15 protein-coding genes are annotated in these 14344 nt (G+C 36.8%); all 15 read left to right on the top strand.

Annotated features, from left to right (window positions below):
- Window positions 1-469: 469 nt before the first annotated feature.
- Complete coding sequence (locus tag FJU10_RS19615) at window positions 470-889, top strand: hypothetical protein (RefSeq protein WP_223273155.1); 420 nt, start codon at window positions 470-472, stop codon at window positions 887-889.
- Window position 890: 1 nt separating this feature from the next.
- Window positions 891-1664: a cytochrome b559 subunit alpha gene (locus FJU10_RS18710; protein ID WP_101699514.1), complete on the top strand. Its 774-nt coding sequence runs from the start codon at window positions 891-893 to the stop codon at window positions 1662-1664.
- Window positions 1665-1678: 14 nt separating this feature from the next.
- Complete coding sequence (locus FJU10_RS18715; protein ID WP_189372419.1) at window positions 1679-2341, top strand: ABC transporter ATP-binding protein; 663 nt, start codon at window positions 1679-1681, stop codon at window positions 2339-2341.
- 459 nt (window positions 2342-2800) lie between these two features.
- A complete protein-coding gene (locus tag FJU10_RS18720) occupies window positions 2801-3169 on the top strand; it encodes a BlaI/MecI/CopY family transcriptional regulator (RefSeq protein WP_016612637.1) in 369 nt (122 codons plus the stop codon).
- A gap of 421 nt (window positions 3170-3590) precedes the next feature.
- Window positions 3591-3929, top strand: a complete 339-nt coding sequence (locus FJU10_RS18725; RefSeq protein ID WP_140966710.1) for an LPXTG cell wall anchor domain-containing protein — start codon at window positions 3591-3593, stop codon at window positions 3927-3929.
- Window positions 3930-3947: 18 nt separating this feature from the next.
- Window positions 3948-4745: a WxL domain-containing protein gene (locus tag FJU10_RS18730; RefSeq protein WP_140966711.1), complete on the top strand. Its 798-nt coding sequence runs from the start codon at window positions 3948-3950 to the stop codon at window positions 4743-4745.
- Window positions 4746-4829: 84 nt separating this feature from the next.
- Window positions 4830-5888: a DUF916 and DUF3324 domain-containing protein gene (locus tag FJU10_RS18735; RefSeq protein ID WP_223273156.1), complete on the top strand. Its 1059-nt coding sequence runs from the start codon at window positions 4830-4832 to the stop codon at window positions 5886-5888.
- A gap of 15 nt (window positions 5889-5903) precedes the next feature.
- Window positions 5904-7820 (top strand): WxL domain-containing protein, encoded by a 1917-nt coding sequence (locus FJU10_RS18740; RefSeq protein ID WP_140966712.1) that lies wholly within the window; start codon window positions 5904-5906, stop codon window positions 7818-7820.
- A 105-nt stretch (window positions 7821-7925) separates the two neighbouring features.
- Complete coding sequence (locus FJU10_RS18745; protein ID WP_140966713.1) at window positions 7926-9203, top strand: helix-turn-helix domain-containing protein; 1278 nt, start codon at window positions 7926-7928, stop codon at window positions 9201-9203.
- A gap of 2 nt (window positions 9204-9205) precedes the next feature.
- Window positions 9206-9559, top strand: a complete 354-nt coding sequence (locus FJU10_RS18750; RefSeq protein WP_140966714.1) for a DUF7006 family protein — start codon at window positions 9206-9208, stop codon at window positions 9557-9559.
- A gap of 91 nt (window positions 9560-9650) precedes the next feature.
- Window positions 9651-11126, top strand: a complete 1476-nt coding sequence (locus FJU10_RS18755; RefSeq protein ID WP_140966715.1) for a helix-turn-helix domain-containing protein — start codon at window positions 9651-9653, stop codon at window positions 11124-11126.
- A gap of 174 nt (window positions 11127-11300) precedes the next feature.
- Complete coding sequence (locus FJU10_RS18760) at window positions 11301-12275, top strand: peptidylprolyl isomerase (RefSeq protein WP_140966716.1); 975 nt, start codon at window positions 11301-11303, stop codon at window positions 12273-12275.
- Window positions 12276-12807: 532 nt separating this feature from the next.
- Window positions 12808-13125, top strand: a complete 318-nt coding sequence (locus FJU10_RS18765; protein WP_140966717.1) for an LPXTG cell wall anchor domain-containing protein — start codon at window positions 12808-12810, stop codon at window positions 13123-13125.
- Between the two features lie 32 nt (window positions 13126-13157).
- Window positions 13158-13955, top strand: coding sequence for a WxL domain-containing protein (locus FJU10_RS18770; RefSeq protein ID WP_140966718.1), 798 nt, complete (start codon window positions 13158-13160; stop codon window positions 13953-13955).
- Between the two features lie 84 nt (window positions 13956-14039).
- Window positions 14040-14344, top strand: a 305-nt coding sequence (locus FJU10_RS18775) for a WxL protein peptidoglycan domain-containing protein (protein WP_140966719.1), incomplete at its 3' end; no start/stop codon positions are given.

Below are 14344 nucleotides of genomic sequence, written 5' to 3' on the forward strand. Positions count from 1 at the left end.
TAGGACTATTTTATGTATCTTTTGCAGTTAGCATTCCTATTTATTATCGACTTTCATTTGTGGGCTATTAAAAAAATCGCAAAAAGGAAATTTAAAACATATGATTCGAAGAACAGAAGCTATAAGATTATCTAAAAATAATCGTCATATTATATTATTTGTATGTTTATTATTCATAGTAATTTGTTTTTCTTACTATCAATTTTTTTTGGAAACACCAACTAGAAATTTTTTCATGTGGCTACTTTATAACTTTCAAAATCTTTATTCCACAATTTTTGCTTTTCCACTGCTTTATCTAATCACAATAAATTCGCAGTTTTCATTTAACCTCAATAATTATCTTTATCTTAGTAGGATACCGAATAGAAAATTTCTATTTATTTCAGATATCAATTTAGTTTTGAAAGTTACTTTTTATTATATGGCTGGGATTTTTTTCATAAGTTCAATATTAGGAATCTATGAGTTGAGATTTAATAATAGTTGGAGTCAAGAATTAGTTAATTTTTTTAAAAATACGTTTCAAGCTATACCAAATACTAATTATTCTCCCGTATTTCAAACAGGGCTTGCCTTTCTATTTTTCTTTTTATACTTATTAACTATTGGGAATTTATTTAATTTTTTGTTTGTGTTACTAAAAAAGAAAGGAATTAGCTTTTTAATTATATTTGGTATGATTGGGCTGCAAGCATACTTTTTTAAATCACCTACAAATAACTTAATTAAAATTATGATGCCTATTAATCATTATTTGATTTATTTTGAAAGAGCAAATGGCCAGTTTATTTCAATTTCTATAAGTTTTTTGTATTGGCTATCCCTTTTAGTAGCTAACTATTCATCTCTATATATACTATACAAAAATACTAAACTAGGAGATTAGGATGCATAGCATTTTACGGTTTCAAAAAATCTATTTTGCACAATTAAATAGCAAAAAATTTATCTCATCAAGCATTATATTAATTTTAATTATTTATATTTCTACATTAATCGATGTCGGTGATCAACCAGATTTAATTTATAAGTCAATCGTTAACGGTATTTCCTACCAAGATTTTTCTTTTTTAACAATTATAAGATTTTTAGTATTACATCTAACCTATGTTTATGGATTTTCGGCAGCGTCTAGTTTTAGTAACAATGCCTATTTGTATCTAGCCATTATCAGACTTAAGAGTCGATGTAATTTGTATTATAATTCTATTTTCTTTTCTTTAATTCTATCCATACTATATTGGGGGATAGCAGTTATTATTCTTGTGGTATATTTATCTGCTTTTACGCTTTTCAATAGCAGCCTATCCGAGATTTTTTTCTTATTAATTTCAAAAGAAACAATGCTATTTTGTCTATTAAATATGCTTACTAGTTTTAGTCTTATAAACATTTTTATTCTGGTTAAAGCTAAGTTAAGAAAAGAGACATTAGCGTTTGGAACAATTGTTTTTCTACTGATAATTTATATATATTCATTTTTCATTTTTGGGAAAAATCATTTTTTATTTCTTAACACAGGAATTTTAACTGTTTATAGAACTAATTTATTCTTATTGGAAAAAGAATCATTAGTGCCAAATCTTTTATGGTTTAGTATACAAAATTTAATCATAGGATATCTAAATTTGTTTAATCTGAAGAAATTAGGAGTGGAGTGATATTATTGAAAACTATAGAAAGTGTAATACAATTAGACAATGTGAGTATGAAATTTAAAAAGCATATCATTTTCGAAGATTTATATTTCCAGTGTCAAGCTAACGAGATAATTGGTATCGTTGGTGAAAATGGATCTGGAAAAAGTGTATTATTTAAACTTATTTCTGGATTTATTATTCCAGATAAAGGAAATATATCTGTGAATGGTATTAATATAACGAGAAATAATGCACTACCTGATAAATTAGGGGTACTTATAGAGGAACCATCTTTTTTAGAAGATATTACAGGGTTTGAAAATCTTAAATTACTTTCTAGTATTAAAAATGAGATATCAGATGCTGATATATTTGAAATACTATCAGAAGTAGGACTAATCGATAGAAAAGATGAAAAAGTTAAACATTACTCTTTAGGAATGAAGAAAAAACTTGGGATTGCTCAAGCAATTATGGAAAAACAAGAAGTAATTTTATTGGATGAACCTATGAATGCTTTAGATGAAGAAAGTGTTGAAAAAATGCGATCTTTATTTAAGAAAATAGCTACTAAAGGAGCTACTATATTAATAGCTAGTCATAATAAAGAAGATATAAATAAACTCTGTGATAAAGTTTATAGAATAAAGGATAATAAATTAGAGAACATAGAATTTAAAACTCAAATAGAAAATTAATCTTATTGTTTTAAATAGTCATTCAAATAGCATATCGTCCTCTTAGTTATTTAAATATTCGTAGAAAACGATATGCTTTTAATACTTAAAATAATATAATTTCTTTTCAACTGTTTCAGACAATCTATTTGATATAGTCTACTCATCTCTACCAAATTCAATGTTTTTGAAGCATTAATTTAATGATAGCTTGCTTCAGTAATCGTATTATGCATAAAGTTTTTTTAAATGAAAAAGTGGTATGCGTGGCTATAAATGTTAGATCTAAATACACTTTTAATCGTTGTAATCTTAACTGTTTGGCTATAGTGATCTTTATCATCAGTAGTGTTATTAACTTCATATGTTTAAGTTTTTTCTGCCCAAGCAACTAATGGCAAGGTACATATGTGTATTGGCTAGTGGTCGTTTTTATATTTTACAAATAGAGAATCATCGAAAAAAAGTTAAGGGGCTATTATGTTAGAATTAAGTAAATCTGAATATCAACTTCTTTACTATTTTTATGAATTCAATCAGGCTTTAACTAAACACGAAATATTAAAAAGACTTCCAGAACTAAACAAAAATACGACTGCTGCTGTGATAAGAAGCTTGTTAGATAAAGGGTATTTAAAAGTAGAAGAGATTAAATATTCTCAGAACGTATTAGCACGGGCTTACAGGCCTAGTATTCCTTTTATAAATTTTATAAAAGAAGAGTATGGGGAAGTGGCTGTAGAAAAATTAGTTAATCATGCAGTAAACTCTTTAAAGACCAAAAAGCAAACCGAATACTTTTCCAATCTTATAATTGAAAGAAAAAATGCCATAAATAAGAATAGTTGAAAATTTCATATTTTGTAGACTATTCAGGGAATAAAAAAGGGTCAGAAACTTAAAAGTTTTTGATCCTTTTTTTTAATTGTCATTGAATAAAACCAATTATGTTTGGATATTTATATTTTAATTTAAAAATTAGTATCCAGTAAAACATTGTTATGATGGGCTTTTTTAGAATTCTTCATGTAATAGTGCAAATGTTGATTTACGGTTTTTTTCAAACGATGATACAGTAAAACCTGTCAAAAAGACAATTTCATTTTTATCAAAAACCTTCGTTTATGAGAATGTGAAAAAAAGAGCTATTTAAATTAATAAAATAGCTCGGAATTGTTATTCTGCTGGTATTTATCAAAAAAAGAGTACATACGATTTATTCATTCTAAAAAACGAAGAATTTTGGGACGAAAATGCAAAGGGGAGGGAAATGAAAAAAAGAAAACGCTATTGGATACTGCTGTTCGTTGGTATTTTCATTCAAATTGGGCTACCAGAACAAAGTCAGGCTACCCAAGTACAAACAGTTGAAACAGAAGGATCGATCGGGTTCACTGGAATCTATGTACCGATTGGTACACCAGATCCTAAACCACCTGAGGTAATTGAACAACCACCGATTCAAGATATCGCAAAACCAGGCGGTTCTTTGCCGCAAACAAATGTGGAGACACACTCATGGCTCCTTTGGCTAGGAGTGTTCATCATTAGTTTCGTCTTCCTTTTATGGAAACGAAAGACCAACCAATATAAAAAAACAAATCAATAAGAAAGTAGGAATTATCACATGAAATTAATCCGTTTAGCAACAATCGCCGCACTATCAAGTACTATTTTAGCTGGAGGCGCAGTCTCTGTGTTTGCCGATGAGACAAGAGAAGTTACGACTGAAGGTCAAGTTCAATTCACACCTGCAACTGATGAAGATGGAGAACCTGAAGTTATTCCACCTATCGATCCTGAAGAAGGTCCAGATGTAGAAATTGATCCTGAAGTGCCTGGAACAACCGGACCTTTATCAATTATGAAAGCTGCGACAATGAACTTTGGCTCTCAAGTGATCTCAAACCAAGACCAAGTTTATAACATGGTCGCAGAGATGCAACAACTACGTGGCACCGAAGGTGATGAAAACAAAGTCCCTTATGTTTCCTTTGCGCAAGTACAAGATTTACGTGGAACGAATGCCGGCTGGGACTTACAAGTAAGCCTTTCTGACTTTACGTCAAATACACAAAATAATATATTGACTGGAGCAGAAATCACTCTTGTCGATTCTTACATGGAGTATGTAGGCAGCAACCAAGAAAACGCGCCAGTAACACATGAAGCTGGATTAAAACTTTTACCAAATGGTGCGGCGCGTTCAGTAATGACTGCAGCCCAAACAAAAGGTGCGGGGGCATCATCGGTGGTATGGGGAGACCAAGCAGATCTAGATGCAAAGTTTGCGGATGATACGATTAAAGTTGTTGAAAATGAATTGATCAAACTATCTGTTCCAGGTTCTACAGCCAAAGATGCAACAACGTATACGTCAACTTTGACTTGGGAGTTAACGTCAACACCAGGAGACGACGCATAAGACATTTAAAGGCACTTGTTTTGAAACTCTCGGCAGCGTCACAGGAAACTTGTGACGCTGTTTTTATCAGAAAGGAGACACTCATTGAAACAATCAAACTTAATTCATCGTCCTATGAAAGCCACTTGGTGGCTACTTCCTTTGTTTTCTCTACTTTTTTTTGTCTTCCCATCAGTCGCTCAAGCGGAGGAAACCCTCTCTTTTTATGTCACCCCTGAATTTCCTGAAAGCCAAATTGAAGGATCGACTAATTACTTTGATTTGAATCTAGGCGTAGGAGAAACCGAAACTTTAGCATTAAAACTACAAAATGCTAGTAGTGAACCAATTCAAGTACAAGTAACCCCACATACTGCGTATACCAATGTGCATGGGGTCGTTGAGTATGGGAAAGATGCCCAAGAACCAGATAATAGTCTGATGTATTCATTGGATGAATTGATCGCCCCTTCGGGTGCCATTGAATTAGCAGAAAATGAAACCAAAACAATTAGTGTTCCTTTACATATGCCAAAAGAATCATTTGCAGGGTTTCTAGCTGGTGGTCTACGGATTAAGGAAGTCAAAGAGGAACAAGAAGAAGCGACAAGCAATGAGGAAGGTGTGGCGATCAAAAATGAATTTGCGTATGTCATCGGTGTCGTTGTCAGTAATTCTCGGGATTCGATCCAATCGGATCTTGAGTTACTTGATGTATTCGCGGATCAATTAAACTATCGAAATGTGATCAGTGCAACGATCCAGAACTTTACGCCCACTTTCGTCAACCGAATGGCGGTAGAAGCAACGGTTCAACGAGTAGGAGAAGACGAGGTTCTCTATGAAGCCAGTGAAGAAATGATGCAGATGGCGCCTAATTCTAACTTTGATTTCCCCATCTCGTTAGAAGGGGATCGTTTTCAAAGTGGTGACTATGTATTGAACTTAAAAGCAACCTCTGGTGAAGAAGAGTGGACATGGGAGCGGACCTTTACCATTGAAGCAGAGGAAGCAAGAGCATTGAATCGAGCGGATGTAACCATTGATACAAGCCTGAACTGGTGGATGATTGGCTCAATTATCTTAGTTGTTCTTTTAATTGGCGTCATTTTGTATCTACTGATTCAAAAGAAGAAAGCAAGAGCAAACGAGCAAGAACAGTAAGAAGGAGTGAATGAAATGACCACAAGATTTAACCGACTGATGCTTGTGTTAGGAACGACCCTCTTGATTATACAAGCGGTATTTATGCCTGTCGGCATGGTCTACGCAGAGACAACGATGGACACTGAGGAACAAGAATTAGTGGAACTACCACCAATGAAAAACTATCTGGAGGAAGAACAGATCAGTGATCCGCGCTTCTTCTTCACTCGTCCTCGGATGCAAGGAACGGCAGAGGAACCCCTTCAAGTGACATTCTTTTCTGACCAAGAAGTGTCTGAAGCACGAGTCTTCTTACCAAAAGAAGCAACGCTTTTGAAAGATCAATTACCAACAGGGATCTCAGTTGAGGAAGGAGCACAGCCTAACGAATGGATCGTTCAGTCAAAGCGTGCGCAAAATTCATTTCTCCTTCCTTTAGTAGTTGAACAGGTGGGAAACTATGAACTGTCGGTGGAAGAAACGACGGCTCATCTAGAGATCAGTGAGAAAGAAGAGACGAGTGAGGAAGTCCCAGTCGAAGAAATAGAATCGTCCGAGAATGATCTAGCTGGACAAGAGGAATTAAAAGAAGAAATAAGAGAATATACAAAAAAAGCTTCAAGACTTAGTTACTTTACTGAATTTCATAATCCATTATTTAATTATAGCCATGATGATCAATTAATTGAAGGTTGGTCGCTTTTTATAGGTCCAGGTGTACTTGGCAGAATACGAGAATTGGGTATTTCGAATGTTTTGGATGATAGTAATGAATTTAGATATGCTTTGGATGAGAGTGAAGTAACTGATAAGATTTTGTTTAGAAAACAATCTGAAAATCAAGGTTTGAATGTTCAACTCGAGGAGAATACAACATTAATTGCAGGACAACATTTTCAAACAGTACCAGGAAAAGAGTACTTAGTCAGAGGTGATTTCACTGGAAATTCACGTAGAGGTCTAATCGTTTATGAAGGAGAAACTTTTGCTGGTTCAGGTGGTTTAAATTCGTCAACTGGAATAAGTGGCTTACCAGAAGTATCATTTATAGCACAGAGCTCGACATATACCATAACAGCCAGACTATTTGCTCTTTCAGAAGAAGTAGTAGGAGAATCGTCAATAAACTCAGTCTATGCGGGAGAAAAAATAAATTTAGAAATAGAATATGTAGATGAAAATGGAAAAAGTATACATGAAAATAATCAATTTTATGGTATCAAAGGTGAAAAATATACTATAGAGGCAATTGAAATCCCGGGATATATATTAAACAGCGATTCTAATAGTCAAAAGGGTGTTTTAAGTGATAACAAGACTATTAAATTTGAATATACTACTGAAGCGAAGAATCCTGTTGATCCATTGGAACCAGAAACCGAGGTTTTTCCAGAAAATAAACCAGAATTGCCTGAAGGTCAAGGTCAACTAAGTATTGATTTCGTCTCGTCCTTCAACTTTGGCACCCAAGCTATTTCTGCACATGATCAAACCTATTACGCACAACCGCAACGCTTGTTGAACGAAGATGGCACAATAAATGAGTCGGAAGAACGGCCGAACTATGTGCAGATCAGTGACCGACGTCCAGACACAGATCGTCATGGCTGGCAATTAGCAGTTACCCAACGAGGTGAATTTGAAGGAGCGAACGGTCAAGGCTTGGCGGGGGCGCGTTTGCGCCTGATGAACCAACAGGTGGCCTCGGCTCAAGGAGGAGATGAGCCGCATTTACAACAGACCAATCCGCTCACACTTGTGCCAAATGTCCGCCGCGTGTTGCTTTATGCCCAGGGAGATGAAGGAACCGGCACCTGGGTCTATCGTTTTGGAAATAGTGAAACGGCAGGAGAAAGTGTCGCCTTAGATGTCCCGAAAGGAGCCAATCCCGAAGCCACTCATTACAAAGCAACGCTGGTTTGGGAGCTGAGCGCTGTACCTGAAAATTAGTCTTTTTATTTTAAAAGGGGAGAGAGGAGACTTTTTTCCCCTTTTTATTCTGAAAGGAAAGAAGGGATCAATCATGACTACTTTTTTTATGCTTTGATCTATCACATGAAAACACGGCGTTGGCTGGAACTGTTAGCTGCCTTGGAAGAACAAGAACACACCACCGCGGTTGTATTATCAGAACAGTTAGTTTGTTCCAAGCGAACGATCCATACCGATTTGAAAGACCTTAAAATGTATTTTGGGCCAACGATCCTTCTTTTAGGCAATGATGTGGGGATTCATTTTTCTTTTTTAGACCCTAGCGGATATATGGAAAAGAAACAGGCATTGCTTGAGAAAGAGCCACTTTTTCTATACATTGATCGAATCCTGGAAGACAAAAAAGAACCGAATCAGACGTTGGCCGTTTACTTGAAATTACCGTCCGCGAGTTTTAATCGGATGAAACGACAACTCGCTAAGTTTTTACGCAGCACGTATGGGGTGACCATCGATGCAACCAATACGTTGATTGGTTCAGAACCTGCGGTTCGCCAATTTATTTATGATTTTTATTTTCGATTGCCCTTGTATCCCAAAATGCTAGATGAAAAAGTACGCGCGTATCGTTCCATGTCCCATTTATTAGATGAAAGCCCATGGACACTGGACCTACATTTATTCAATCAATGGTATAAAGTGACAACTATGCGGGTACGACAAGGACATTTGCTAGAAGAGGTTCCTGAAGATCTGCAGCTACAACACTTGACCGTTCAGGCACTTGATCAAGCGGTGTCGGTTTCTTTGCCTGAACGAGAAAAAGCGGCCTTGTTTGTCTTGTCATTGTCGGAAGATCCCTTTATAAACCCGCTTATCCAAAAAGCGTTTCTTCGGCAATTTTCTCCCTGGATCGATGAAAGCTATCCGGTCCAACAATTCGAAAGCATGATCATTCATTTTTTCAAAACATTGATCTATTTGATGAGTCGTTTCTTTCAATTGCCACAATACCTACCCTTGAAAGAAAACCTGAAAAGTCTTTCTCACGAACAGGCTCTTTTAAAGGTTTTATTACGGCAATATGATCAGGAAAAATCACGCTTACAGAAGTCCTATTTTGTCACCTATGATTTGACGGGTTCTTCAGCGCTGATACGCTGGATCAAGAAGGAAGTCAAGTATACAATCACGGACCAAGGATATCACCTGATCGAAAATGATCGGGTCAGAGGAAATCCATTTGTCTTACCGCTGTACATTTCCAACAGGAGCCAAGATCGTCCAATTGAACAGACTGTCTTCTTGAGTAGTATACCTAGCCAAGAAGAGATTACGGATCAATTGACCAAATGGCTAAAATACAATAACAGACTCGAACAAAAAGGAAGGAAAGAATAACTATGCCTACAGTTACTACCTTAGAGGATTATAAAAACCGATTTGAACAAGCACTTCTTCCGATTAAAAAAGAGACGCTTGATCCCCAATTAACGGCTTTTCTTGAGAAACAGTTTGGCGAATTGGAGGATTACCTAAGAAGATTCCCCAAGGAGTCCTTTTGGACCATCCTGCCGTATGTTATGGGGATCGATGCAAAGTTGGTGTTATTTATCGAACTGATTCGATTGGATGAGTTTGATGCCGCTGAGATCCTTCGCATCATTGAAACGGATTACAAGACGTATACCAAAGAACTGTGTGGGTATGACTTAAGCATGGAGCCGCCGCATTCTTTGATCTTTCAAGTACTATGAACCGAAGAATCAAGGGCAAGCGCTTCTTTTTGACCTTCAGTCCTTTCGGTATATAGTAAGTTAACGAATGAAGAGAAGGGAAGGAAATTCTATGCGCGAACTTCAATTGAAATTTATCAGTAATACGGTCACTGCTCGCTGGTTTCAAATCTTGAATGTGATTGAGCGCGAACAGACCTTTACCATTGTGAATCTCTCCGAACGATTAGAAGTTTCGCAACGAACGTTGATCACCGATATTGGGTACTTAAAAACCCATTTTGAGAAAAGCGCACGCTTTACCTATAACAGTAATCGTTACACGTTTGAGGAAACAGATCGTCTTTTTTACCAAGAACAAAAACAAGAACTATTGGTTGATGAAGTCTTATTTGAGATTATTGGGAACATCTTTTATGGAGAAGTGGACACACTGACGGCATTAGCTGACTATTACAGCTATTCGGAAAGTACCTTGCGTCGCTTTTTAGTACTGGCTCAAAAAGCGCTGATCGATTATGACTTAGAAGTAAGTTTTACGCCCGTTACGATCATCGGCAAAGAAGAAAATATTCGAAAGTTTTTCTTTGATTTTTACTATGAAGGAGCTCAAACCCCTCATACCTTACATCCACCAAAAGATCTTCATGAGCTGTTGATAGAAGAACTTTCTGAGCATTTAGGGGAATACGAATTAGGGACTGGATGTACGGTGACGGCTTTTTATTACCTGCTCTATATCACGATGGAGAGAAATCGCCAAGGATTGACAGTCACCTTACCGGAACAATTAAAAACGATCGATGTTCAGGAACGCGACTTTCAGTTATTGTTTTCGCTACAAGGAGCTATTGAACAACGTTATGGTGTTTGTCTTTCAAAAGAAGAATTTTGTTGGATCCATTACCAGATCATTAGTAGACGTACCCTTAACCGTAAAGATTTGGAAGAAACCTTTTTTGAGCGATTCAATCAATGGCCCGAACTAGAGAAGATCACTACTACATTTTTAAGAGCGACCGGTGTGGATCAACGGGAACAAGATCAATTAGCCCCATTCTTGCATACGTTCTTCCTTACCCGCAAATACAATGATCAAATCAGTCCAGTACTAAATAAAGTGATGGCAGAAGAAAAAGTATCTGTTATCACCAATTATAGTAGTGAATTGAAACGGGCGATTCATTTTTTGGACGAGCACCAAGGATTATTAGGGTTGTCCGAGGCCTATTTTGAAGATGTAGCCGTCAGTTTGACATTGTATAGCTATATTTTGTTTCATTACTATGCACCGAAAAGAACCATCTTGTTTCTCTTAGAAGGTGATTACTTGATCACGCAGTATATTCGCGCGCAGGCACAACAATTGTTGGGCTATCGTCATAGTATTCGATACTTGAAGATCAAAGAGCTAAACGAAGCGCAGCTAAAGCATGAGGAAGTGGACCTACTCGTCACAAATTATAGTCCCTATGTCTCTGATTATAGTCTGACGAAGGACTATGTCTTGATGAAACAAGTTCCTGATCGACAGGACTGGGCAAGGGTGTTAGATAAGCTAAACTCCTTGGTAAATAAGCCGGTCTAGGTGAACCATCTGTCAAAATTTTCTACCCTAGTTGAAAAAATTGATTATCGATCATTGAAGAAACACTGTAAAATAACCTCATACAGAGGATTCATGTATCGAAACGCTGGTAAAAGAAAAAAGTAAAATAACGTATCAAATCAGTTTTACAAATGAAAGAGGTTAAAGAAAAAAATGAAAAAAACAGTTCTCCTTTTTGCAGGTGTTTTGAGCTTCGCTTTCTTAACAGGCTGCAGTACTACAGATCCAGAGATCGCGACTATGCGTGGTGGAAAAATCCGTGTCGATGATTTTTATCAAGCTGCTTTTTTAGATCCCACACTGGGCAGTTCATTTTCAGGCTCTCGAAAACAAGCCAATGAACAGGCACTCCAAGAGATGATCATTAAAAAAGTATTCGTGGAGGCGTATGGAGAATCTGTCTCTACTGCCAGGATCGAAGAGATGTATGCAGAACAAGAAGAGACATATGGCGGCAAAGAACAATTTCAACAAGTCCTACAAGCAAGCGGACTGACCAAAACTCGTTTTCAAGAAATGATCAAAGAAACCTTAGCGATCGAAGCGGGGATAAAAGCACATATGGAAATTGGGGAGACGGAATTAAACGCTGCTTGGGAAGATTTTCACCCGTCTGTAGAGGCACAACTGATCCAGGTCTCTGATGAAGCAAATGCAAAAGAACTTTTGGAAGAACTAAAAAAAGAGGACACTGTGTTTGAAGACGTGGCTAAAGAGCAGTCAGAACACGAAGGGACTGCTAAAGAAGGCGGAAAAATCACGTTTGATTCGACTTCTGAAGAGCTTCCTTCGGAGGTAAAAAATGTCGCATTTTCTTTAGAAAACGACGAACTTTCAGATGTAATTCCTGTGATCGATCCGACGACAAATCAAACAAGTTATTTCATCGTTAAAATGATTGAAAATGAAGGGAAAGGAACTGACCAAGATGCGTATTTAGAGGAGTTAACGAAAATCGCTGAACAAACCTTGTTAGATGATCCTGAATTTGTATCCTCAGTGATTGGAAAAGAGTTAGAAGAGGCGAATATTGAGATCAAAGACGAGCGACTCAAAGATCTTCTATCTGATTACTTGACCGAAGATGAGGTAAGTGAAGCAGATGAAGAGACGACGGAAAGCTCATAAGTAAAAATTTGATTTAACCTAAAGTAAGTTAACCAATTGTATCTATATAATAAACAGATAGAACCTCTTATTTAGTAAGGAGGTTTTTTCTGTCTTTATAGTTGAGCTTGATTTATTAGAATTGTAGAATCCTAGAAATATAAATTCATCGTTTGAAATCGGTGTGGTCAGAAAATTTTAAGTTTTTGATCCTTTTTCTATATTAAACAATAGAAGTATAAATTATAATGATAAATCTTGTGTTATAGGGATTTTTTTGTGATTTTTTAGTTATTTCATCCGTCTATGAAAATAATGATTTTAAATCGTTTTAAATTCCATGTAAGCTTAGTCATGTAAGAAAGAAGTATGCATACGAACTTACAGAAGATATACCAAAAACCTTCGTTTTTTAGAATGAACATTTGTTATGTATTCTCTAAAATAGAAAACCTATTCTAACAACTTTTTCAAGACATTCGATGGTATCGGATGTCTTTTTTATTATCCTCTTAAAAACGAAGAATTCTGAGACAAACCAAGGAGGAGGGACATGTTTGAAAAAATAAAAAGATGGGCTATCGCCACGTTAATGATTACCGTCTTTTCATCCAATATAGCCGTTGCCCAAGAAGTTCAACAAGTTGAGACAAACGGCTATATTGGCTTCACTGGTGTGTATGAACCCATCGGCACACCTGATCCAACACCACCCGAAAGTATTGTGAGACCGCCAATAACTGAAGTCGCAAAACCTGGTGGAACATTGCCACAGACAAATGAAAGTGTGAATTCATGGCTAATCTGGCTAGGTGGTCTACTAATCAGTTTCGTTTTCCTTTTATGGAAACGAAAAAGGAGAAAAATATAAAACTAAAACAATAAGAAAGCAGGAATTATCACATGAAATTTATCCGTTTAGCAACAATTGCCGCATTATCAAGTACTATTCTAGCCGGAGGCGCAGTCTCTGTGTTCGCCGATGAGACAAGAGAAGTTACGACCGAAGGTCAAGTTCAATTCACAGCCGCAACCGATGAGGATGGTGAATTAGAGGTGATTCCGCCAATCGATCCTGAAGAAGGTCCAGATGTAGAAATTGATCCTGAAGTGCCTGGAACAACTGGTCCTTTATCAATTATGAAAGCTGCGACAATGAACTTTGGCTCTCAAGTGATCTCAAACCAAGATCAAGTTTATAACATGGTCGCAGAGATGCAACAATTACGTGGCACCGAAGGTGATGAAAACAAAGTCCCTTATGTTTCCTTTGCACAAGTACAAGATTTACGTGGAACCAACGCCGGATGGGATTTACAAGTAAGTCTTTCTGACTTTACGTCAAACACACAAAATAATGTATTGACTGGAGCAGAAATTACTTTTGTGGATTCATACATGGAGTATGTAGGGAGCAATCAAGAAAACGCGCCAGTAACACATGAAGCTGGACTAACGCTGTTACCAAATGGTGCCGCACGTTCAGTTATGACGGCAGAATCAACTAAAGGAGCAGGAGCTTCATCAGTTGTCTGGGGGGACCAAGAAGACTTAAACACAAAATTTGCGGATGACGAGATTGAAATCGTTGAAAATGAAGCCATTCAATTATCGATCCCAGGTTCAACGGCAAAAGATGCAACAACCTATACCTCAACTCTAACATGGGAATTAACCTCAACCCCTGGAGACGAAGTGTAAGAACCTTGTAACGATTTGTTTTGAAACTCTCGGCAGCGTCACAGGAAATTTGTGGCGCTGTTTTTCTAAGAAAGGAGACTACCATTGAAACAATTAACCTTAGTTCATCTTCGTATTAAAGCCACTTGGTGGCTACTTCCTTTGTTTTCTCTACTTCTTGTCCTTTTTCCATCTGCAGCTCAAGCGGAGGAAACCCTCTCTTTTTATGTCACCCCGGAATTTCCTGAAAGCCAAATTGAGGGATCGACTAATTACTTTGATTTGAATCTAGGCGTAGGAGAAACCGAAATTTTAGCATTAAAACTACAAAATGCTAGTAGTGAACCAATTCAAGTACAAGTAACCCCACATACTGCGTATACCAATGTGCATGGGGTCGTTGAGTATGG

It is taken from the genome of Enterococcus sp. OL5, assembly GCF_006491895.1.
In the GTDB taxonomy this organism is placed as follows: Bacteria; Bacillota; Bacilli; order Lactobacillales; family Enterococcaceae; genus Enterococcus_D; species Enterococcus_D innesii.

Excerpts from the sequence above, each read along its gene's own strand:
- FJU10_RS18745 (WP_140966713.1), top strand. The coding sequence starts at position 7,926 with ATGAAAACACGGCGTTGGCTGGAACTGTTAGCTGCCTTGGAAGAACAA.
- FJU10_RS18755 (WP_140966715.1), top strand. The coding sequence starts at position 9,651 with ATGCGCGAACTTCAATTGAAATTTATCAGTAATACGGTCACTGCTCGC.
- FJU10_RS18760 (WP_140966716.1), top strand. The coding sequence starts at position 11,301 with ATGAAAAAAACAGTTCTCCTTTTTGCAGGTGTTTTGAGCTTCGCTTTC.
- FJU10_RS18725 (WP_140966710.1), top strand. The coding sequence starts at position 3,591 with ATGAAAAAAAGAAAACGCTATTGGATACTGCTGTTCGTTGGTATTTTC.
- FJU10_RS18730 (WP_140966711.1), top strand. The coding sequence starts at position 3,948 with ATGAAATTAATCCGTTTAGCAACAATCGCCGCACTATCAAGTACTATT.
- FJU10_RS18740 (WP_140966712.1), top strand. The coding sequence starts at position 5,904 with ATGACCACAAGATTTAACCGACTGATGCTTGTGTTAGGAACGACCCTC.
- FJU10_RS18765 (WP_140966717.1), top strand. The coding sequence starts at position 12,808 with ATGTTTGAAAAAATAAAAAGATGGGCTATCGCCACGTTAATGATTACC.
- FJU10_RS18750 (WP_140966714.1), top strand. The coding sequence starts at position 9,206 with ATGCCTACAGTTACTACCTTAGAGGATTATAAAAACCGATTTGAACAA.
- FJU10_RS18720 (WP_016612637.1), top strand. The coding sequence starts at position 2,801 with ATGTTAGAATTAAGTAAATCTGAATATCAACTTCTTTACTATTTTTAT.
- FJU10_RS18770 (WP_140966718.1), top strand. The coding sequence starts at position 13,158 with ATGAAATTTATCCGTTTAGCAACAATTGCCGCATTATCAAGTACTATT.
- FJU10_RS18710 (WP_101699514.1), top strand. The coding sequence starts at position 891 with ATGCATAGCATTTTACGGTTTCAAAAAATCTATTTTGCACAATTAAAT.